The sequence below is a fragment of the Clostridium sp. genome, assembly GCF_017888565.1.
Taxonomy (GTDB): Bacteria; Bacillota; Clostridia; order Clostridiales; family Clostridiaceae; genus Clostridium.
The window spans coordinates 1-21,857 of the sequence record NZ_JAGHFX010000084.1 but is presented as its reverse complement, the minus strand read 5'-3'; the positions used below and the strand labels follow the sequence as shown (position 1 = coordinate 21,857).

At 26.1% G+C, this 21,857-nt stretch carries 18 protein-coding genes and 2 pseudogenes; 16 read left to right on the top strand and 4 right to left on the bottom strand.

What is annotated here, in order from left to right:
- The 6 genes and pseudogenes from J7M87_RS16810 to J7M87_RS16785 all read left to right on the top strand — a co-directional run.
- A pseudogene (locus J7M87_RS16810) lies at window positions 1–1,624 on the top strand (methyl-accepting chemotaxis protein); the annotation flags it as partial.
- A 324-nt stretch (window positions 1,625–1,948) separates the two neighbouring features.
- Window positions 1,949–2,566, top strand: a complete 618-nt coding sequence (locus tag J7M87_RS16805) for a nuclease-related domain-containing protein (protein WP_291652781.1) — start codon at window positions 1,949–1,951, stop codon at window positions 2,564–2,566.
- A gap of 350 nt (window positions 2,567–2,916) precedes the next feature.
- A complete protein-coding gene (locus J7M87_RS16800) occupies window positions 2,917–4,854 on the top strand; it encodes a KUP/HAK/KT family potassium transporter (RefSeq protein WP_291652780.1) in 1,938 nt (645 codons plus the stop codon).
- Window positions 4,855–5,172: 318 nt separating this feature from the next.
- Window positions 5,173–5,727 (top strand): helix-turn-helix transcriptional regulator, encoded by a 555-nt coding sequence (locus tag J7M87_RS16795; RefSeq protein WP_291652778.1) that lies wholly within the window; start codon window positions 5,173–5,175, stop codon window positions 5,725–5,727.
- 1 nt (window position 5,728) lies between these two features.
- A complete protein-coding gene (locus J7M87_RS16790) occupies window positions 5,729–6,097 on the top strand; it encodes a DUF4180 domain-containing protein (protein WP_291652776.1) in 369 nt (122 codons plus the stop codon).
- Window positions 6,098–6,510: 413 nt separating this feature from the next.
- Complete coding sequence (locus tag J7M87_RS16785; RefSeq protein WP_291652774.1) at window positions 6,511–7,986, top strand: protein adenylyltransferase SelO; 1,476 nt, start codon at window positions 6,511–6,513, stop codon at window positions 7,984–7,986.
- Window positions 7,987–8,380: 394 nt separating this feature from the next.
- Here J7M87_RS16785 and J7M87_RS16780 read toward each other — a convergent pair whose 3' ends face one another.
- On the bottom strand, window positions 8,381–9,703 hold the full coding sequence (locus J7M87_RS16780; protein ID WP_291652772.1) for an MATE family efflux transporter: 1,323 nt from the start codon (window positions 9,701–9,703) through the stop codon (window positions 8,381–8,383).
- Window positions 9,704–9,798: 95 nt separating this feature from the next.
- Between J7M87_RS16780 and J7M87_RS16775 the strand changes: the two genes are divergently transcribed.
- From J7M87_RS16775 to J7M87_RS16760, 4 genes are all read left to right on the top strand, one after another.
- The gene (locus tag J7M87_RS16775) at window positions 9,799–10,605 is read left to right on the top strand and encodes a MerR family transcriptional regulator (RefSeq protein ID WP_291652770.1); all 807 of its coding nucleotides are present in this window, start codon (window positions 9,799–9,801) and stop codon (window positions 10,603–10,605) included.
- 193 nt (window positions 10,606–10,798) lie between these two features.
- The gene (locus tag J7M87_RS16770; RefSeq protein WP_291652768.1) at window positions 10,799–12,973 is read left to right on the top strand and encodes an immunoglobulin-like domain-containing protein; all 2,175 of its coding nucleotides are present in this window, start codon (window positions 10,799–10,801) and stop codon (window positions 12,971–12,973) included.
- A 277-nt stretch (window positions 12,974–13,250) separates the two neighbouring features.
- The gene (locus J7M87_RS16765; protein ID WP_291652766.1) at window positions 13,251–14,222 is read left to right on the top strand and encodes a Gfo/Idh/MocA family oxidoreductase; all 972 of its coding nucleotides are present in this window, start codon (window positions 13,251–13,253) and stop codon (window positions 14,220–14,222) included.
- A 115-nt stretch (window positions 14,223–14,337) separates the two neighbouring features.
- Window positions 14,338–15,063: a hypothetical protein gene (locus tag J7M87_RS16760; RefSeq protein WP_291652763.1), complete on the top strand. Its 726-nt coding sequence runs from the start codon at window positions 14,338–14,340 to the stop codon at window positions 15,061–15,063.
- Between the two features lie 136 nt (window positions 15,064–15,199).
- Here the strand turns inward: J7M87_RS16760 and J7M87_RS16755 are convergent, their stop codons facing one another.
- The gene (locus J7M87_RS16755) at window positions 15,200–15,433 is read right to left on the bottom strand and encodes a hypothetical protein (protein ID WP_291652761.1); all 234 of its coding nucleotides are present in this window, start codon (window positions 15,431–15,433) and stop codon (window positions 15,200–15,202) included.
- A gap of 1,131 nt (window positions 15,434–16,564) precedes the next feature.
- On the opposite strand from J7M87_RS16755, the pseudogene J7M87_RS16750 reads away from it, so the two are divergent.
- From J7M87_RS16750 to J7M87_RS16735, 4 genes and pseudogenes are all read left to right on the top strand, one after another.
- Window positions 16,565–17,275, top strand: a pseudogene (locus tag J7M87_RS16750) (carbamoyltransferase C-terminal domain-containing protein).
- A gap of 33 nt (window positions 17,276–17,308) precedes the next feature.
- Window positions 17,309–17,515: a transcription initiation factor TFIIIB gene (locus J7M87_RS16745; RefSeq protein WP_291652759.1), complete on the top strand. Its 207-nt coding sequence runs from the start codon at window positions 17,309–17,311 to the stop codon at window positions 17,513–17,515.
- Between the two features lie 137 nt (window positions 17,516–17,652).
- Entirely contained in the window at window positions 17,653–17,877 is a 225-nt protein-coding gene (locus J7M87_RS16740) for a methyltransferase domain-containing protein (RefSeq protein WP_291652757.1), read from the top strand.
- Window positions 17,878–17,972: 95 nt separating this feature from the next.
- Window positions 17,973–18,497, top strand: coding sequence for a cysteine hydrolase family protein (locus tag J7M87_RS16735; protein ID WP_291652755.1), 525 nt, complete (start codon window positions 17,973–17,975; stop codon window positions 18,495–18,497).
- A gap of 214 nt (window positions 18,498–18,711) precedes the next feature.
- On the opposite strand, the gene J7M87_RS16730 is transcribed toward J7M87_RS16735, so the two are convergent.
- The gene (locus J7M87_RS16730; RefSeq protein ID WP_291652753.1) at window positions 18,712–19,476 is read right to left on the bottom strand and encodes a MerR family transcriptional regulator; all 765 of its coding nucleotides are present in this window, start codon (window positions 19,474–19,476) and stop codon (window positions 18,712–18,714) included.
- 316 nt (window positions 19,477–19,792) lie between these two features.
- On the opposite strand from J7M87_RS16730, the gene J7M87_RS16725 reads away from it, so the two are divergent.
- The gene (locus tag J7M87_RS16725; protein WP_291652751.1) at window positions 19,793–20,266 is read left to right on the top strand and encodes a flavodoxin; all 474 of its coding nucleotides are present in this window, start codon (window positions 19,793–19,795) and stop codon (window positions 20,264–20,266) included.
- Between the two features lie 506 nt (window positions 20,267–20,772).
- Window positions 20,773–21,765, top strand: coding sequence for a hypothetical protein (locus J7M87_RS16720; protein ID WP_291652749.1), 993 nt, complete (start codon window positions 20,773–20,775; stop codon window positions 21,763–21,765).
- Between the two features lie 9 nt (window positions 21,766–21,774).
- On the opposite strand, the gene J7M87_RS16715 is transcribed toward J7M87_RS16720, so the two are convergent.
- Window positions 21,775–21,857, bottom strand: an 83-nt coding sequence (locus J7M87_RS16715) for an IS3 family transposase (RefSeq protein WP_291649224.1), incomplete at its 5' end; no start/stop codon positions are given.

Here is a 21,857-nt window from a genome sequence, read left to right as displayed (position 1 = left end):
GTTCTTGGTCAATTAACAAAAATGCAAATAATATGTATAGTATTAATTTAATATCTATAAAGAATTTACAAGCTTTAAAATCAAACTTAAATTATGATTATATTAATATATTAATATATTAAAGATGATTTTTGAAAAAGATGAATCTAAATTAGATGAAAGAATAGAAATAATTAATGGCGTAGTTTCCCAAAATGAAGAATTAATTAAAGAGTTTGAAACTATCGATTCTACAGAAGAGGAGAAAGAAATATTTTTAGATTTTAAAACTGATTTATTTAAATATAGAGAATTAAAATTAAAAACAATTGATTTGTTAAAAGCAGATAAATATGATGAAGCAGCAAAGCTTCATCATTTAGAGATAGAAAAAGTAACAGACTCTATGTTTAATAAATTGATTACAGCAATTGAAATAAATGAAAATTCAGCAAAAGATACTAATTTAAAAAACATACAACAATTTGAAAAATTTGCTTACATAGTTTTAATTTCAACAGCAATAACATTTAGTATTATAATCTTAATGGCTTATATATTAAGTAGAAATATTACAATTCCACTAAATGAAATAAAAGATCTAGCTGGTAGATTATCTAATTACGATTTTTCTACTCCTATTAATATAACTAGAAAAGATGAATTTGGACAAACTGGAATAGCTCTAACTATGGCACAAGAAAATGTAAATAACTTAATAAAAATGATTATGGAAAACTCAGAAGATATAACTGCTTCATCTGAAGAACTTTCAGCAACTGTAGAGGAGTTATTATCAAAAGTAGAAATAATTGATGAAGCTGTTGATAATATTGCAGCAGGAATGGAAGAATCAAGTGCTGTATCTGAAGAAATAAGTGCTTCTGTTCAAGAAGTAGATGCAAGTATAAATGTATTATCTGCTACTTCTATGGATGGAAGCAATAATGCAAATAAATCAAAATCTAGAGCATCTGAAGTTAAAAATAATAGTGAAAAAGCAATTGAAGAGACAATAAAGATATATGATGAAAAACAAAATAAGATGAAAAAAGCAATTGAAGATGGGAAAATAGTAGAAACTATTAAAGTAATGGCAGATACAATAGGAAGTATAGCAGAACAAACAAATCTACTTGCTTTAAATGCAGCTATTGAAGCTGCAAGGGCAGGGGAACAAGGTAAAGGATTTGCAGTTGTAGCAGATGAAGTAAGAAAACTTGCAGAAGAATCAAAGGAGTCAGCATTTACTATTCAAGAAACAATTAAAAATGTTCAAGCTGCCTTTAAGAGTAGTAATGAAACAGGTAATGAAATATTAGAATTTATAAATAAAGATGTAAATGAACAATTTCAAGCATATAAAGAAACAGGAAATCAATACTATAATGATTCAGATTTTGTAAGTAAAATGTCAGATGAAATTGCAGCTATGTCAGAAGAAATTACAGCTACAATCGGACAAGTTAGTGAAGCTGTTCAGAATATGGCAGTATCTTCACAAAAATCAAGTGAAGATTCAGTTATAATAAAGGAAAGTATGAATGAAACTACAAGAGCTATAGAGCAAGTTGCACAAACAGCTCAAAGTCAAGCTGAGCTTGCACAAAATCTTAATGAAATGATATTAAAATTTAAAATCTAAATATTAAAGTTATAAAAAGCTAGACAAGTTAAAAGTGTCTAGCTTTTTATTGTATCATTTATTTTTTATTTGAAATAGAATTAGAAAATTGCTATAATATAGCAAAATATTTATTATATATATCTATATTAACTATTTCATATAAAAGCCAATTTAGTTTTAGTATAGATAGTTAGTATTAATATAGATCAACTAGAAATAGAAAGGAGTCTTTAGAGCAGGTATAAAAGTTTTATAAGGTCTAATTAAAATAACATAGAATTTCAAAGGGAGATTATAGAATAAATTATATTTTACACAAAAGCAAAAATATAGGAGAAAAAGATGAATATACAAAGGATAACTATAGTGATTTTATTGGTACTAGTCATGGCAGTAATTTTAATTAGAAAGCTTAAATCAAAGCGTGAGTTAAATTTAGGAGAAAAAGAAGTAAATCAAGTCCTTAGTAAATTAGCAGGATACAGGTTGTTGAGTGATATATTAATAAAAAGAGAAAATGGTTCGAGTCAAATTGACCATATATTAATAGGCAAAAAAGGAATATTTGTAATAGAAACAAAGGATTATAGTGGTTCAATATATGGAGAACAGTATTCAAAATATTGGATACAAATTATAAATAGAAACAAAAATCAATTTTATAATCCTATTAGACAAAACTATGGACATATAAAAGCTTTAGAAGAATATATAGGGAGAAAAGGCGTATTTATATCAGTAATAGTTTTTACAAATAAGTCAAAACTAAAAAAAGTAAAAACGGAAACCCCAGTAATTCAACTTAAGAAACTAAAAAAATTTATAAGGAAATATCCGTCCGATATAAGGCTTTCAAAGGAAGAAATTGAATGTATTTATAATTCAATAAAGAAGGGGAACATACATAGTAATAGAGCTAGAAAAAAACATGTTAAAAGGATTAATAAGAATATTTCATAGAAAAAGTTTTGTTAACCTATAACTTTAAATTAAATTTATAACTAATTACAACTAAGTTTATATTAGTATAAAGTTTAATTTATACAGAAATATTAAGAAAATTTATATTATTGAAATCAGGAGTAATTTATTATATATTTTCCTGATTTTTATTTTTGAGTATTTTAAAGTATTTTTGAGTATTTTGAAGTATTTTAATAATGAATAAAGATTTCTATAAATACATATAACTATATTAAAAAATAAAGCCTAAATATCTAATATAAGTGACGTGGACATTAAAAGAAGTCAGGATTATAATGAGTAAGTTAGATTTTTAATTTGTTAACATAGGAAGGAAATATAAGAAAATGAATAAAAAAGTTAGCATAGCGTCTCTTTTAGTAGCATTAGGAATTGTATATGGAGATATAGGTACATCACCTCTCTATGTTATGAAATCAATGCTCGGAGTAGACAATGGATACATATCAAGTCAGCTTATTTTAGGAGGTGTATCCCTCGTTTTTTGGACTTTAACGCTTCAAACAACAATAAAATATGTGATGATAACTTTAGAGGCAGATAATAAAGGTGAGGGCGGTATATTTTCTTTATATACCCTTGTTAGGAAAAAAGCTAAGTGGCTAATTATACCTGCAATTATAGGTGGGGCAACATTACTTGCAGATGGGATGATAACTCCACCAGTAACAGTAACATCTGCAATAGAAGGATTAACTTTAGTTTTTCCAATAGAAACTAAAGGAATAATTATAATTGTTATAAGTATAATAACAGCATTATTTTTACTTCAAAGATTTGGAACTGATGTAATAGGAAAAGTGTTTGGGCCAATGATGGTTATATGGTTTTTTATGCTTTTTGTTTTAGGATTTAGTCAAGTAATACAGTATCCTCAAATAATAAAAGCTTTAAATCCTTATTATGGAATTAATTTATTAATTACAAATCCTAGAAGTGTTTATATTTTAGGTGCTGTTTTTCTTTGTACTACTGGAGCAGAAGCACTTTATTCAGATCTTGGACACTGTGGAAAGAGAAATATACACTATACATGGATATTTGTTAAAATATGTTTAGTAGTAAATTATTTAGGACAAGGTGCGTGGTTAATGTTAAAAGAAGGGAGTATAATTACTGAAAATCCATTCTTTTTAATTATGCCAAGTTGGTTTGTTATACCAGGAACTATAATAGCTACAATTGCAGCAATAATTGCTAGCCAAGCCTTGATAACAGGATCATTTACTTTAGTTTCTGAGGCAATTAAATTAAATATGTTCCCAAAACTTCAAGTTAGATACCCTAATGAGGATAAGGGGAAAATTTATATACCTGCTGTTAACTATTTATTATATGTTGGTTGTGTATTATTAGTTTTAAAGTTTAAAAAATCAGAAAATATGGAAGCAGCATATGGACTAGCAATTACCATAACAATGCTTATGACGACTATCTTACTATCTCAATATTTAAGGTTTAATAGAAAGAAAAAGGTTATGTCTATAATAGTATTTGCTACATTTATGGTTATAGAAACTGCATTCTTGTATGCTAATTTATTTAAATTTATACATGGTGGATATGTTACTCTTATAATTGCAGGAGCTCTTATATTCTTAATGTATATTTGGATTTATGGGACAATAATTAGAAAAAGATTTAGTGAATATGTTGATATACTAGCTTATAAAAAGCATTTTAAATCATTACAAGAAGATAAAGAAATACCTTTATATGCGACTAATCTTGTTTATTTGACAGAATCACAAAATTATAAAGAAATAGAGAGTAAGATAATATTTTCTATATTTAATAAACAACCTAAGCGTGCAAAATTCTACTGGTTCATAAATGTTAGAGTAACAGATGAGCCATATACAACGGAATATAGTGTGAAAACTATTGTTCCAAATGAAGCATTTAGTATTCAATTTAATCTAGGTTTCCGTATAGACCAAAAGATAAATGTATTTCTACATCAAATAATTCAGGACCTAGTTAAAAGCGGTGAAATTAAATATACTCCAAAGGATTATATGATTAGTCAAAATGGAAAATTTGTTGTTGGAGATTTTAAATTTGTACTTTTAGAAGAAGTGCTTTCTAACGAAAATGAACTTTCTAGATGGGATAACTTTATTACAAGTACAAAATTATTAATTAAAAAATGGACTGTTTCGCCAGCTAAATGGTTTGGAATAGATACTAGTATTGTTAAAATAGAGAAAGTTCCAATTATAATAGGTTGTAAAGATAAATTAACTTTGACAAGGATAAATTAAAAATATTAGCTTTGTAATAAAATACATTAAAGAAGATTTAATATAATCAATACTGAGTTACATTAAGTCAATATATTAAAAATAAATAGAATAGATTGATAAAATTATTAAGGTAGGTTTTTAATTGATATGACCCTGTTAAGTAAAAAGGGATAAGTTCAAATAAGCCTGCCTTATTTTTTGTAGCTTAATAGTTAAGATATAGATTATAACAATGAATTCAAATTTTATGAAATAAACATATATATTGACTATAAAATATGTATATGATATTGTATACCTATGTTAATATTAACATAGGTTAGAGGAGGAATAATGATGACAATAGATTATGCAATTTTAGGAATGTTAAGTTGGCAACCGTTGACTGGATATGATATAAAAAAAATTATTCAAGAGTCCCCGTTTTTCTACTGGTCGGGTAATAATAATCAGATATATAAATCACTAGTTCAATTACTGGAAAAGAATTTAGTAGTGAATGAAGTGAAGCATCAAGAGAGTGCACCTTCTAAAAAAATATATTCCATTACAGAATTAGGATTAAAAGAATTAGAAAGTTGGATTATTAATACTAATGTTGAAGTACCTGAATTTAAAAAGCAATTTTTAATACAATTTGCGTGGTCAGGGCATTTAGATATTAATGAAGTTGAGCTATTACTATCAAAATATGAAACAGAAGTTAAAAGATATGTATCTATGTATAAAGAAGAACAAAGAAGAGAAAAGCATTTTAAAGATCGTACTAATCAAGAGTATTTTATTTGGAAAATGCTTTATGAAAATATGATTATGTCATATGAAAATGAATTGAAATGGATTGAAAAAGTAAAAGAAGGTTTATTAAATAATTTAAATAAGGAGAATTAAAATGAAGATTACAAAGGTAAGTAATAAAGGGATAGAAATTGCTGTTATAGAAAGTAAAGATGTAATATTAACGGATGTACAATCAGCATTAGATTTAATAGCTACAATATCATATGAAACTGGTTGCTATAGAATTGCTATTAATAAAGAAGCTTTAATAGAAGATTTCTTTAAGTTAAGCACAGGAATTGCAGGTGATATTTTACAACGATTTATCAATTACCAAACTAAATTTGCTATTTGGGGAGATTTTTCTGTGTATACAAGTAAAGCATTAAAAGATTTCATTTATGAAAGTAATAGAGGTAATAGTATATATTTTACTTCTACTCAAGAAGAAGCAATCAATAAGTTGGCCAATACAAAATAAAAAAAGATTATGGAGTAAATAAAAAATCTCCATAATCTTTTTTTATGGTAAAACTTAGTTGAATCATACTTTTATGCTATAATTAATATAAATAATAATATTTATTTATTAATATTTATTTCAATTAAGGAGTTTTAAGGTTTATTAGTAGTATTAATAGATATTTATATAATAATGAGATTTTAAAAGATATAAAAATTTAATTTAGAGCTAATTAGTATAATAACTAGTTAGAGGTAAAAACTAAATAAGATTAAATTTTTATAAATTTAAAACATGATTTTAATTATAGTGTTTTATTTAGTTAGACAAATTAATTATAAAATATGATGATTAAGTTAGTTAGATTGTCTATTAATAATTAATTATAGATTTATAAATAAAATATATAATAAGGAGGAAAAGAAGAAAAAATGGCAGAAAAAGAAGTAGTAAAAAATTCTAAGTTTAATTTAGACAATAGTTATTTAAAGCTTTCAGATATATTTTATACTATACAGGATCCAAGCAATGTTCCTTCCCCTAAGCTAGTTGCACTAAATTATTCATTAATAAATTCTTTGGGGTTAGATTCTAAATTCTTGCAAAGCAATAATGGAGTAGAAATCCTTGCAGGTAATAAGATTCCAGAAGGAGCAATACCATTTGCACAAGCATATGCAGGGCATCAATTTGGACATTTTACAATGCTTGGAGATGGTAGAGCAGTACTAATTGGAGAACACATAACTCCTATTGGTGAACGTATAGATATTCAACTTAAAGGTTCTGGTAGAACTCCATATTCAAGAGGTGGAGATGGAAAAGCTGCATTAGGTCCAATGTTAAGAGAATATATCATAAGTGAAGCAATGGCTGCACTTGGAATTCCGACAACTCGTAGTTTAGCTGTAGTAACAACTGGAGAAAAAATAATACGTGAAGATTATTTACCAGGTGCAATATTAACGCGTGTTGCAGCAAGCCATATACGTGTAGGTACTTTCCAGTTTGCTTCGAGATTTGGTAACATCCATGAACTAAAAGAATTAGCTGATTATACTATAAATAGACATTATCCTTATATAACTAATGAAGAAAATAAATATTTAGCGTTCTTAAAAGAAGTAATAAAAAAACAAGCAAATCTTATAGCAAAATGGCAATTAGTCGGATTTATTCATGGAGTTATGAACACAGACAATATTACAATTAGTGGAGAAACTATCGACTATGGTCCTTGTGCATTTATGGATGTATATGATCCAGAAACAGTTTTTAGCTCTATTGATGTTCAAGGAAGATATGCATATGGAAATCAACCTAAACTTGCAGCTTGGGATCTTGCAAGATTTGCTGAAACACTAATACCATTGATTCATGATAATCAAAATGAAGCTGTTGATCTAGCACAAAATGCAATTTCAGAATTTGCTAATATATATGAGCAAAATTGGTTATCTGGAATGCGATCAAAACTTGGAATATTTAATGAAGAGGATGAAGATAAATCACTAATTGATAATCTTTTGAGCATGATGCATAAATATGGTGCAGACTATACAAATACATTTAGTGCATTAACTCTTGATAAAAAAGAGAGTATTGCAATGTTTAGTACATCTGAATTTAGTAAATGGAATGAACTATGGAAAGAAAGACTAACAAGGCAATCAGAAACAAAAGGAGCAGTTAAACAATTAATGCAAAGCTCTAATCCTTATATAATTCCACGTAATCATAGAGTTGAAGAAGCATTAGATGCTGCAGTAAAAAATGATGATTATGGTGTTATGGATAGGCTTTTAGACGCACTTTCAAAACCATTTGCATATTCTAAAGAGCAAGATGAATACTCAACATTACCAGAACCTTCAAACAATCCATACAGAACATTTTGTGGAACTTAAATAAATTATAAATAGCAATTTAAAAATATAGTAGATATCACCATAATACTATAAAATATAAATAAAAATTGATCAATCAATGAGTAACCTTTTTATCTTTACTTTTAGTTTTAATATTTAATTTAATTCCATCTTAATTTTAATAATAGATGCAGGACATACTTTAGCACACATTATAAAAATAAAAAGAAGATTTTATGAAACTTTTATAAAGGGGCTCACAAACGCGAGCCCCTTTTAAACCATTGATTTTACTTGCTTAAGGACGTTTTTTAATTTAAATAGAAATTTTTATCTATTATTCATATATACGCAAAAATTCAAGCTCGAATTAGAACTTCCATTTTTATTGTATAATATCAAAATTTATTTTGATATAGCCCTTTATATTATATTAAATAAATTTGGATGATGTATTTTTATAATAAACTAAACTTATGAATAGACAAAGTAATTCAGCTACTGAAAAAGATAGCCATAATCCTACATTACCCATAATATAAGGAAGGACAAAGAAACTACATATAAGGAGTACATATCTTAATATACTTAAAATAGCTGATGTTTTAGGATCATTGATTGCTGTATAAAATGAATTTAAAATTATATTTGATCCAATAAATAAGAAGCTTAAACTATAGTATTTAATTATTTCACTAGAGGTATTAATAACATCTACATTATCTCTTATAAAAATAGATATAAGTTGAATCTTAAATATAATCAAGATTAATGCAGCTAATCCTCCAATAATAGTTACTATTTTAATAGACAAAGATATTAATTCTTTTATTCGTTTATAATAGTTAGCTCCATAATTTACACTAATTATTGGGGTAATACCTCTAGACATTCCCATTATTATAGCAGTTACTACAAGTGAAATATATTGAACAATTGAAAAGGATGAAACTCCGACTTCTCCAAATTTAGTAATTAGAATCCAATTAAAAATCATAGCTGAAAATCCAGAACTAAATTGAGTAATTGCTTCAGATGAGCCGTTATAGGCCATATGAAGAACTGCTTTTAAATTAATAGTAAATTTTCTGATTCTTAAGATAGATTTTTGATTTATAAATTGCAATAAAAATACTAAAAACACTAAAGTAGCGCTAATTCCAGATGATAGAGCTGCTCCAAATATCCCCATATTAAGAAAGCACACAAAGATAATATCTAATACAATGTTTATAAATACCGAAAGCATATTTCCAATCATATATAGACTTGGTTTGCCTATTGATTGTAGTGAAATTCCCAATAAGATATTTAAGCAAATTGGTATTATAAAGAATCCAAAGGTTTGAATATACTTTGATACTAATGGTAGCAATGAATCATTTGCTCCAACTAATTTAGCAATTAAATTTGGGAAAAATACAATTATAATAAATATTAAAATAGATACTAAAAATAAAGTGAAAAAAGAATTATTAAAATAATTATTAGCTTTTTTTATATCTTTTTGACCTAGACTTATACCTGTCAAAGTATTTCCACCAATAGCAATTAAAATACCAAAGCAAGAAATAATGTTAAAAATAGGAGAAGCCATATTTACTGCAGCTAAAGCATTTGAATTAACAAATCTTCCTAAAATAATTCCATCAACAATACCATATAGACACATGGCTAGAGCTGATATAACACCAGGTAATGCAAAGTTGATGAAAAGTTTTTTTGTGTTATCTTCTAATAAATTTAAATTTTTCATTTAAATCCTCCTTAATTATATTGAATATATTTTATCTTTGAGATATAAAAGAAGTATAAGGTTTTGTGTAACACAAAAGTCAATAGGAGAATAATATGAAAAAATTAATATCAATAGGTGAAATGGCGAAACTAGCTAATACCACAACTGAGACACTTAGGCATTATGATAGAATAGGTTTGTTAAAGCCTTCTGAGGTAAATTCTACATCAAGGTATAGATATTACTCTGAGACAGATTTAATATATATAAATGTTATTAATTTCTGTAAAACAAAGAATATGTCATTAAAAGATATAAAAGAAGTCTTAGAAAAAGATGACTTAGAATATATAGTGACTTTTCTTTCGGAAAAAGAAGAAGAAATCAAAAATGAAATAAAAAGGTTAAGAACTATAAAATCACAAATTGGATTATTAAAGGATAAATATAGATTACAATTAAATTCAAACATAAATCACACTTATGATAATAGTTTTAAAGAAAAGTATATATCAAAAAGAGCAATAGTAAAAATAGAAGAACTTAAAGAAGCATCTATAGATAACTTTAGTAATTTTGATGTATTATTAAGTAGGAAAATTTCTCATTATAACAAAGAAGATTTTAATTTTGATGAGGGTATAAATTTAATTACCAAATTGATAGATGAAGATGAAATTACGTCTATGTTCATAATTTGTAATAAGTATCCAAATGAAAGTGATTTTATAGATTTTTTGCCACAAGGAATGTATTTATATACATTTTGTAATCCAAAAGAAAAAGATGAAAAAATTAGAGAAATGATAAAGTATGTTAGGGATAATTATAATATAAATTCAGATACAATAATTCAGAAGATAATTTTTACAGGAATGTTTAGTTGGCGTTATGAAATTCAAATTTTTTGTTCGCAATAATTCAATGTATTAATTTTTTATAAGGTAATCATTAAATATAACTTACCTTATTATTATGTTTTAAATTGATATTAATATGAAACTACCCTAATTTTTTACATGGTTTTAACCAAACCTTTTCCTTCTCTTAATCTTGAAATAGAAATTTTATGATATTCTTTTAATTGTTAAGGTAAGGAGAGGAGAGGAAAATATGATAAAAAAGAAAAATTATAAAAAGAGTTTATTTGCAGGAGTAATGGCAGTAATCCTAGGCAGTAGCGTATTATTTCAAGAAAATGTATCAGTAAAAGCAGAAGATAACGGAAGGTGGATGACTGGAGAGTATCACGTACATACTGTTCAATCAAACGATGTATCAGAAAAAGATGTAAATATAAAAAATATATTAGATACAGGCTTTAATAAATATGGATATGATTGGCTTATGTTTGCAGATCATTTGCGTATGTCTCCAAGAGAAATTAATGGGGAACCTGTATTCGATAGTAATGGAGAGGAATCTAAGGAAGCTCGTTATAAGGCAATTGAAAAACAACTAGAAGAAATTAAGAAACTAAAAGAAGAAGGAAAATATACTGATAAAATTATCTATACAGGATTTGAGTGGGATATGCTTGGTTATGATCATGCATCTGTTGGAATAATAGAAGGTGATAAAGAAGTTCCTATTGATGCAATTAAAGAATTTGAATACTTATTTAGTAAAGATACAAATGAAAGTGAATTTGAACAAGAATATAAAGATCAGTTAGGTCAAAGATTAAATTCAGATGATAAAGAAAATACTTATAAAGCAATAGACTGGTTAAAAGAGAATTATCCTGAAAGCTATGTTCTTCCAAATCATCCATCTCGTAAAAATGGTGATAAAGCACAAATGAATGTAGAAGATATACGTGCAATGAATGATTTAGCACCAAATATTGTTTTTGGATTTGAAGGAATGCCGGGAAATCAAATGGCAGCAAGTAATAATAGAGCTGAGTTAACAGATGTTTATGGTGGAACTGATGTAATGGTAGCTCAAGTAGGTGGATTGTGGGATTCATTACTTGGAGAAGGTCGTCATTTTTATAATTTTACTAATTCTGATTTTCATTTTAAAGTAAGTACAAATCGTAAATATTCAAGTGGGTACTGGCCAGGAGAATATGCTAAAAATTATACTTGGGTAGATGGAAATGATATACAAGCTGTTGTAGATGGAATGCGTAGTGGAAAATCATTTTCAGTATATGGAGATTTAATTAATGCTTTAGATTTTAATGCGGAAAGTAGCGACAAAAAAGCTGACATGGGAAGTGATTTAGAAGTAACTCAAGGTGACGATTATACATTAACTATTCGTTTTAAAAGTCCTGAAACAAATAATTATGAAGCAATTACAGAACATGAAACTAATGTAACAAATAAAGTGAAAGTTGATCATATAGATTTAATAGCAGGAGATATTACAGGTAAGATATCACCAAATAGTCCTGATTATAATAAGGATACTAATGAATCAACAAAAGTTATAGCACGTTTCACAGAAGAAGATTGGAAAGTTGATAGTGAAGGCTATAATGTTATTACCTATCAAATAAAAGATGCAGATAGTAGTAAGTATTACCGTTTACGTGGCACAAACTTGGGAACTGATGTTGAAGGAGAAACAGAAAATGGAGAGCCTTTAATAGACGAATCCTTTGACTATTCCGGAACTCCAACGGCTGCAGAAAATGAAGAACGTTTTAATAACTTAAATGATCGTAATTATAGTGATATGTGGTTTTATTCAAATCCTATATTTGTAAATGTAAAAGAATATAGTAATGAAGAAGCAGTTAATGATACTTTATCTATAATAGATGATTCAATAAAAAATATTGGAGATTTAGAAAATATTACTGAAGATTTTATTCTACCACTAAGTGGATTACATGGAGCGAGAATTGAGTGGAAAAGTAGCAATGAAGAAATTATATCATTAAGTGAAAAAGAAAATGAAGTTTTAGCAGATGTAAAACGTCCTAAATTAGGAGAAGAAGATGGCGATGTAATATTATCAGTATCGGTTAAAAGGGGAGCATATGAAAAAGCAAAGGAATATAAATTAAAAGTAAAAGCATTAAAAGAAGAAATTACAGAGGATGATATAGAAAAGCCAGAAGATAATCCTTCAGTAAATGACCCTAATGATGAAACATCTGTAGATAACCCAAAAGATGATTTAGGAGATGATAAATTAGAAAGTAATTCTGAAAATAAAGGTGAATTACCTGAAACTGGAGGAAATAATCCAATATATTTATTGATTTTAGCAATATTTGCTGTAGGAATTGGAGCTTCATTAGTTTTAAGAAAAAGAGCTAAAGAAAATTAGTTTTTGATTTTAAAAATAAAAGCATAAAATGTTAGTGGAACTTACTTTGGGAAAGTATTTATATTAATAATAATTTGGAAAAGGCACTTAATTAGTGCCTTTTTATGTATAAGAAAGTTTAAAATTTAAAGTTTTAAAATGTAACTACATAAAGGATTAAGTACATTAATGTAAAAATATTTAATATATACTTTCATAACTATCTCTATTTTATATTTGCTATTCATACAAGAATTTTTATATAATTATAGTAATAAAAGAGAGGAGTAGTGAATTTATGATAAAGTGGGGAATTATAGCACCAGGTACAATAGCCAACGCTTTTGCAAAAGAAGTAAAAAATACTGAAGATGGAGTTATTTATGCTGTTTATGGAAGAAATGAGGATAAAACAAAAGAATTTACTAAGAAGCATAATATAAAGAAGTATTATAATAATATAGATGACTTTTTAAGTGATGATAACATAGATGCGGTTTATATAGCAACACCTCATAATTACCATATGGATTATGCTAAGAAATGTATTGATGCTAAAAAGCATGTACTATGTGAAAAGCCATTTTCATATAATTCTAAAACAGGTAAGGAAGTTTTAGCCATTGCAAAAGAAAATAATATATTTATAATGGAAGCACTTTGGACTTTATTTTTACCAACAATAAATCAAGCTAAAAAATGGATTAACGAAGATAAAATAGGAAATGTTAAATTAATTACAGCAAACTTTGGATTTAAAAGTGAGTATAATATAAACTCAAGATTATATAGTCCTAATCTAGCTGGAGGAGCATTATTAGATGTTGGTATTTATCCAATTTTATTTTCTAATTATATAGCAAATGCTTTTCCTAAAGAAATAGAGGCAAGTGCCAAATTTACAAATACTAATGTAGACGAAAGTGATATTATTAATTTAAAGTACGAAGATGGAACTTTAGCTTCTTTAACATGCTCAATAGCAGTTGATACAGATAATACAGCAGTTATATATGGAGAAAAAGGAAAGATAGTTATACCAACCTTTTGGATGTCAAAAGAAGCATATTTATATACTGAAGATAATACTGAAAAATATGTAGATGAATATGAAGAACCTGGATACAGGTATGAAATTGAAGAAGCAAATAAGTGTATTATAAACAAATCTTTAGAAAGTAATGTGGCATCTCATGATTTTACATTAGGGCTAGCTAAAATAATGGATGAAGTAAGAAATCAAATAGGTTTAGTTTATCCATTTGAATAGATGATTTTGCTTTATTTTTACTATTGTTTCAAATACTAAAAATGCGAGAAACTATTACTTTGATAAAGGTAAGCCTTTAGTTGCTGTAGAAAAATCAATAGCTGTTATAATAAAAATGATATTATCTATTCAGTATATGGATGATTCAAATGGAGATATTGGAGAGGTCATAAGGGAAGCTATACTATTATTAGATGAATGCTGTATTAATGCTGAAGAATTTTCTAAAAAAGATAAAACAAAGATTTTTAATAAATTATTAAATGAAGCAGATAAGGCTATTTATGACGGCTGGGAAGAATGGAGATTAGAGGTAATCAGTAACTGTATCTATTTTTGTGATGATGAAAAGCTAAGAATTAAATTTGAAAATAAATTAGATAATAGGTTAGAAAGTTATACTGATGATTGGAGCGGAAATCACAATAAAGAAAATTTATTAGGAATAAAACTTCAGATAATAAGTACATATGGCACAGACAAAGAGAAAAATGAATTTATTGAAGACAATATTAGGTATTCAGGGTTCAGAGAGTTACTTATAAGTAAATGTATTGAAAATAATGAATATGATAGGGTAATAAAGTTAGCAGAAGAAGGAGAAGTTTATGATAAAGACTATATGGGGTTAGTTTATAAGTGGAAGCAGTACAGATATGAAGCTTATAAAAATCTTAATATAGTTGATAAACAAAAAGAGCTAGCTAAAGAATTATTTATTAGTGGAGATATTAATTATTATAAAGAACTTAAAGCTCTATATATAAATGAATGTTCTATTCTTTCATATTTATCTTACCTAAATGTCCTTTTATTTCTTCTTATTGATACAAAAAAATAGTAGTTAATTTTGTATTTACACAAAATAAACTACTGTTTTTTAGTTCTTTTAACTTACTACTATGAGCGATTTATTTTCAAATAGAACAAATTGAATTTCTATTTAGAGATAGCTATTTATAATGCTCTAGATTTATTTAGCGATTTAAATTTTGAGCAAATTGTTGCATAATTGATTTAACTTCTTCAACATTTTCAGGTTTTAATAAAGTAATCATTTTAGGGATAAATTCCATAATATATTCATGTGAAAAAGTACCTTCTGATTGTTTCTTAAAGCTTTCAGCAAGCAATTCCTTTGCTTCATCGACTTTATCTTCTTGAACTCTTTCTAAAATAAAACCTAAAAATTTTTCTTGTCCTTGATTCATAATTTTACCTCCTAGATGTGAATTATATTTATTTCTATTACAGCAAATAAAAATTTAAATTGTTTTAGATAAAACCTAAAAATATTATAAATACAATAATACCAATAACTATAAACTTTTATATATAATTTTATAACAATGAGATTATATATATGTTTTAATTTAATGTCAACTCACTATATATAACTATATAAATTTAGCTTTAGTATTTTTTTTATAGTCATATATGTAATATCTATAAAATATTAAGAATATCTATGAATGCAAAAATAACTTCTTTTTAAGTAAAAAAGTGGAAGTTATTTTTTAATTTACAAGAATAAAAATATTGTGTTAAAAAAATGCAATGATATAATATAATTGACATTAAGTAACATATATATAATAAATTTACTTTTAGGTTATAATAAAACTAATAATAAAGTTTAAAACATAAAATACATAAAATGTGCATATTAAAGCGTAAATAAGTCATTTAGAAAGATAAGTATGATTTATGAAAGAAAAAAATAAATTATTGAATTATTAAAATAAAGAGAATTGATGAACTAAAAGATTCATATTAATTATGATAGTATAATTTTTATCATAGATATATTAAATATTAGGTATATAAAATCAATATATTTAATATCTAAAGAAGAAAGAGAGACAAGTAGTTTAAAGCAAATTCTTAAAATTCATATTTTATGTGGGTAGTAAATATTTTAAGTTTAATACTAAATTAAGGGTAAGTTATTTTTTATTCAAAAAATTTCTGAGCCTTGATTATAAAGAAGTAAGAATAATATTCAAAAAAGTTGTATTAATTGTATTAAATAGTAGGATAGTGTAAAGTTTCGTATTAAAAAATTTAATTTGTACCACACCATTTAGCGCATATAGAGCATGTATTTTGGTTATTAGGATTTGAAGAAGCTTTATGTGTGGAAATTGATGTTATGAGATATGGAATATCAGGGTTGATTCAAATTATAAATAAAGATAAGAGTAAGGTTCTTAATACGCTCACATACGAAAAAAGTTTAGGAGATACTATTTAGAAGTAATAAAATTTTTAGGGTCTGAAATGTTCGATGAATATAAGGTAATGGAAATGGCTAAATATGGAGATGAAAAAAATATGAAAATATAGTTGAAAAGTTAAGTTTAGCTATTAAAAGACGTGAGGAATATAGACCTTTTGCACCAATTGTTTTAAATGAAAAGCTACATAAATATTTTGATGTAGAAGCAAATTGTGGATGATATACCTTTTATGAATTTTACAGTGATGGTAAAAGAAGAAAAAAAGAATTTTTAAAAGCTACAACACATATAGATGGATCATCCCGTGTACAAACTATTACTAGTGAAATAAATGCTAAAATAGCAGATTTGTTAAATAAGTTCGGAGAAATGACAGGTGTATATGCATTGTTGAATACTTCATTTAATAATGACAAAGAGCCCATTGTTGATAATGTAAATGATGCTATTAATTCATTTCTTACTATTGGTTTAGATAACCTTATAATAGGTGATTATTTAATAAGTTCTAAAAAAATATCATTAAGTGAATATAAGAAACTTATTCCTAATATATTCAAGTATTATAAATTAAATAGTGTAATTAAATATACATCAGAGAATAGTAAAAAGTATGAATTCTATATTTCTGCTAATTTTGCAGAAGAATATAGAGTTGATATAAATAGAAATATGTATCTTATGTTAAGCAATTGTGATGGTAAGAAGACAATAGGAGAGTTAATAAATAATTTATGTATTAATAATAGATCAGAAAATGAAATTATTGAAGATTTTATTAAAATATGGAAGGATAAGATTGTTTTCTTTTAATATTATTAAGATTTATGAAAGGTGATGAAAAGTGTGAAAGTTAAGATTGAAAAATGTCCATTTTGCAAGGGTGAGAAACTTGTTATTGGTTATCAAGTATCACAAGGAAGTGTTATGTCAGGAAAGTCAGGGTTAGTAGGAAGTAGAGTAATTCATACTATATGTAAAACTTGTGGAAGTATTGTTAATAGCAGAGTAGAGGATACAAAAATATTTAAAGAAAATTTAAATGAAGAATAGCAAAATATGAAGATTTCAAAATAATAATAAAGTAATAATTTGAGAAATTGCAACTCCTTGATTAAATTATTGGAAATAATTAATTAAGGAGTTGATTTTTATTAATAAAAAACTGGATTATTATGAGAATAATGAAAATGTTTAAGAATAAATTTTTATGTTATTATAAGAAAGTATTAGATTTAGGATGCGGTACGGGTAGACATTCAATTTATTTAATTGAAGAAGGTTTTGAAGTAACTGCTTGTGATATTTATGAAAAAACTGTAGAGACTACAAAAAGGAAATTGTACTTTATAATTGTTCTTTTTATGATAGATGGAATAATTAACATAGTATTAAAGCCTATGTTTGTATTATAGAAAAAAGATTGAAGTTTAAAGTTAGTTATTATATAAATTTAAAATCTTCAATATCAATAATAATTAATTGGAGAGAATTTAATAAGGAGAGTAAAATGGTTTTACTAGTAATTGACACACAAAAGCTAATAACGAATGAAAAGTTATATAAGTTTGGTACATTTGTATCTAATGTTAAAGAAATAATAAATAAGGCTAGGGAAAATAACATTGAAGTAATATATGTACGTCATGATGATGGAACTGGGAGTGAATTAACAAAGGGAACTGAAGGATTTGAAATATACGAAGAGTTTAAGCCAGTAAAAGGAGAAAGGATATTTGATAAGAATTATAATAGTGCTTTTAAGGGGACAAGTCTATTAGAGTATTTAAAAACAAAAGGTGAAAAGGAAATAATCGTTGTAGGGCTTCAAACCGATTATTGTATTGATGCTACTATAAAATGTGGATTTGAACATGGATTTCACATTATAGTTCCAGCTAATGCAAATACAACTTTAGATAATGATTTTATGTCAGCAGAACAAAGCTATAAATATCATAATGAATTCATGTGGAATAAAAGATATGCAGAATGTGTTGCATTAGATGAAATAATTAGAAAAATGGGTAGTTAAAATAAGATTATCTTAATCCTTCTATAAATAATTGATAAATATGAGTTTAAACAAATATGCCAAAAGTAAAATTTTATTATATAGATATAAATAAGCTAATCGACCTAATTACATGGGAATACCTGTAATAATTAAATATAATACCAAAATCTTATTAGAAAAAAGATTTAAATTAATGTAATAAAGCGTGCTGATTGTGCAGCATGCTTTGTTACTACATACTAGTTTTACAATAATACATAATTGCCTGATAAACGAATTCAATCAAATCTTCATCACTGAATTGGTTAAAATAGTTTTTCCATCTCTTATCAGATTTGTAGGTGTTAGCAATACATATCAAAATTTCTGTATCACAAGTCATATTTTGCTCCAGGTAATTTTTCCATTCTGCAATTAATTTCTGAACCTTGTCAGAAGAAGGCGGGGTATGAATTTGTTTTGCTAATTTTTTAAATACTTTTTCCATATTGTTTGCAAATTCATAAGATAAATTTTCTTTTTCCTTATCAGATAGTTTTTCTAGGGTTTTCTCATATTCTTTGTATTTTTCTGTTTCACCATATACTATTTTTGCTTCACGGTTATATTGTTCTTGTAATGGCAAAATTGGAGAGTTGTTAAAGATATTTAAATTGAATATTTCTTTTCCGGATACATAATCCTCTAATGCACTAATAATTGAACCTAAGCGCTGTTGTTTTGAAAGTAAGGCTTGACGATGCAGTTTTAAAATTTCTAACTGTTTCTCTTTTGATAGTTGCATAATATCCGATATTTCTTTTAAAGATAAATCCATTTCTTTTAAAAATAAAATAGTTTGAAGTCTTTCCAAATCTTCTATGCTATAAGCTCGATAACCTTTATCTGATAATCGGATCGGTTTTAATAAATTTATTTTATCATAGAAATGTAATGTTCTAGTAGTGACACCAGTTATACGTACAATATCTTTAACTGCAAAAAATTGTGTTTTCATTTCAAAATCCTCTAATTTCTTTAAGAATAATATAAGATGGCAAAATTTTATCTCAAGCTTAGTGGATTAATTGTTATAGTATATCCATCTAATTTCCCCATCTTTGTATTATATAATACTCCATAGCTTTATGCTATAAGATTATTTATGATTTTACACTTGACTATGACGTTAGGTGGTAGTGTAGTATATACTCGTAATAAGAAAGTAATATATGATTCTTAGAGCATTAAATTATATACCTATATTTTAATATGGGATGAATAATTTTAAACAAAACTGATAAATTAAAATTTTACGGAAGGAAATAACACATATGAACAATATATTGACTGTTTATTATTCACTTTTTGGAAATACAGAAAATTTAGCATTAGAAATAGCAATACAGAGTGACTGCGCCTTAAGAGAATTAATTCCTGATAAGAATTATTCTTTTAATTATAATACAGCATCTAAAGAAGTAAGAAATCAAATTTCCAGGGGGTTTTGTCCTAAGTTAATATCTGGAAATGAGTCTATAGAAAATTACCAAACAATATTTATAGGTTCACCAAACTGGTTTAAAACATTAGCTCCGCCAGTTTTGAGATTTTTAAGATCACATGATTTCACAGGAAAAACAGTAATTCCATTTTGTACTCATGGAGGGGGCGGATTTGGCCAAATAGAAAATGATATAGCTAGAGAGTGTTCAAAATCTATAATTCTACCCGGTATTGCTGTAAACGGTACTGCTAGGCCAGAAGAAGTCAGAAATTGGTTTAAAACAATTGGAACCGAATTGTAATAAATTCTAAGAGGTTGCTTCTCTTACATTAGGTACTATAAATGGAAAATAAGGATATTAATTTACATTATTTTTTATAAATTACGAATATAGCCAATTAAAAGAATTATTAAAAATAGTAAGATAAAAGAAGAGCAAGACTTTTACATGACATTATCTAATTTAAATTTGAAAATAAATAAATTTTGTAGTTACTTTATTTATAAATAAGGTAACTACATTTTTTTATAATATGTATAGTTTGAATTTTTAGTTATATAAGAAGAATCTTATGGTGAGTAAATGAGGTTGGTTCAAATAAAAGATTAATTGATTATTTAGGGCTTATTTAAAACATATTAAATAAATTAATCCTGTAGTCATTTATCATAGTAGTTATTTAGATAGTAAACAACATTTATTATTGAATGGAGAGTTTAATATGAATTTTATAGGGTTAATATTATGTTAATAAATGTAATATATGCTATAATTAGCATATATGATGTTGTCAAAGGGGGAGGATTATGACTAAGGTTTCTTTGTTTTTTGGAGCTGGTGCGGAATGTTCATATGGTCTACCGTCAGGTGGAAAGTTTGCACTTGATATTTTTAGAATGAATACTAGTGATGATAAGATAAATTTAAAAGCACAATTAAATAATGTGGATAAGCAATCAAATTATGCAAGGTGGTTGCCAGAAGGTTTTGATAATAAAAAACTAACTGCTTTTACAAAGACACAGTATGAAGCAATAGTAAAAGGAAGTTTAGAAAACAAAAGAAACAATATTTTAGATTACTTAAATAACTTTGATGAAAAGGTTAACTTAATATCACAAAAGTTATATAATAATGGACTTGATATTGATAAAGTATTTTTAGATATAACAGCTTTAGAATTAGGATCCTACAATTATTCTCATATAATAAAGTTAAATCCGTTACTAGGAGGTAATAACTCACTTTTTGGAAGTAACTATTTTTCAGCATTTTTAAAACTTTTAGAAATAGAAAAAGTAAGTTATCAATTTAAGTTAAATATAAGAAATATAACAAGGGCAATACTTGAATTATTAATAGGATCATTAGGTGAAGATTTAATACATAGGTTAAATGATGGGATTTTTTATGATAGTCCAGAAAGCATAGATTTATTTGATGATCTTGGAGCAATATTTACATTAGATTATACAAACACAGGTATGAAGGGCCTAGAACTATTAATAGAAAATGAGGACTTAGATATTAAAGAACACTACAATAATGAAGAGAAAATAACTAAATTTGGATTGCAGATATTAGAAGATATATATTCAAGAGCATTAGATTATCAAACATTAATTGATTCTAATTGGAGATACATTTATAGTCCTAAAACAGATTGGGGTAAATTCAATAAAATAGTTATATTTTTATATACAGTAAAAAGATATATAGAATCAATAGCTAAAAGTAATACAGAGAAAATAAAAGAAGGTAATGGATATAAACTGGTCCCTATGTCAAGGACATTTTAAAAAAGAGAGTTAGGAAGCTAAGAGCTGATTTCTGTATTGAACAGGAGTCAGCTTTTTTAAGTTCCACTGACAACGGTCATTATTATAATAAT

What these genes read in the sequence shown, in the direction of transcription:
- J7M87_RS16765 (WP_291652766.1), top strand. Translation starts at nt 13,251, where the DNA reads ATGATAAAGTGGGGAATTATAGCACCAGGTACAATAGCCAACGCTTTT.
- J7M87_RS16790 (WP_291652776.1), top strand. Translation starts at nt 5,729, where the DNA reads ATGAAGATTACAAAGGTAAGTAATAAAGGGATAGAAATTGCTGTTATA.
- J7M87_RS16760 (WP_291652763.1), top strand. Translation starts at nt 14,338, where the DNA reads ATGATATTATCTATTCAGTATATGGATGATTCAAATGGAGATATTGGA.
- J7M87_RS16730 (WP_291652753.1), bottom strand. Translation starts at nt 19,476, where the DNA reads ATGAAAACACAATTTTTTGCAGTTAAAGATATTGTACGTATAACTGGT.
- J7M87_RS16740 (WP_291652757.1), top strand. Translation starts at nt 17,653, where the DNA reads ATGTTTAAGAATAAATTTTTATGTTATTATAAGAAAGTATTAGATTTA.
- J7M87_RS16770 (WP_291652768.1), top strand. Translation starts at nt 10,799, where the DNA reads ATGATAAAAAAGAAAAATTATAAAAAGAGTTTATTTGCAGGAGTAATG.
- J7M87_RS16780 (WP_291652772.1), bottom strand. Translation starts at nt 9,703, where the DNA reads ATGAAAAATTTAAATTTATTAGAAGATAACACAAAAAAACTTTTCATC.
- J7M87_RS16755 (WP_291652761.1), bottom strand. Translation starts at nt 15,433, where the DNA reads ATGAATCAAGGACAAGAAAAATTTTTAGGTTTTATTTTAGAAAGAGTT.
- J7M87_RS16720 (WP_291652749.1), top strand. Translation starts at nt 20,773, where the DNA reads ATGACTAAGGTTTCTTTGTTTTTTGGAGCTGGTGCGGAATGTTCATAT.
- J7M87_RS16725 (WP_291652751.1), top strand. Translation starts at nt 19,793, where the DNA reads ATGAACAATATATTGACTGTTTATTATTCACTTTTTGGAAATACAGAA.
- J7M87_RS16800 (WP_291652780.1), top strand. Translation starts at nt 2,917, where the DNA reads ATGAATAAAAAAGTTAGCATAGCGTCTCTTTTAGTAGCATTAGGAATT.
- J7M87_RS16735 (WP_291652755.1), top strand. Translation starts at nt 17,973, where the DNA reads ATGGTTTTACTAGTAATTGACACACAAAAGCTAATAACGAATGAAAAG.
- J7M87_RS16795 (WP_291652778.1), top strand. Translation starts at nt 5,173, where the DNA reads ATGACAATAGATTATGCAATTTTAGGAATGTTAAGTTGGCAACCGTTG.
- J7M87_RS16785 (WP_291652774.1), top strand. Translation starts at nt 6,511, where the DNA reads ATGGCAGAAAAAGAAGTAGTAAAAAATTCTAAGTTTAATTTAGACAAT.
- J7M87_RS16805 (WP_291652781.1), top strand. Translation starts at nt 1,949, where the DNA reads ATGAATATACAAAGGATAACTATAGTGATTTTATTGGTACTAGTCATG.
- J7M87_RS16775 (WP_291652770.1), top strand. Translation starts at nt 9,799, where the DNA reads ATGAAAAAATTAATATCAATAGGTGAAATGGCGAAACTAGCTAATACC.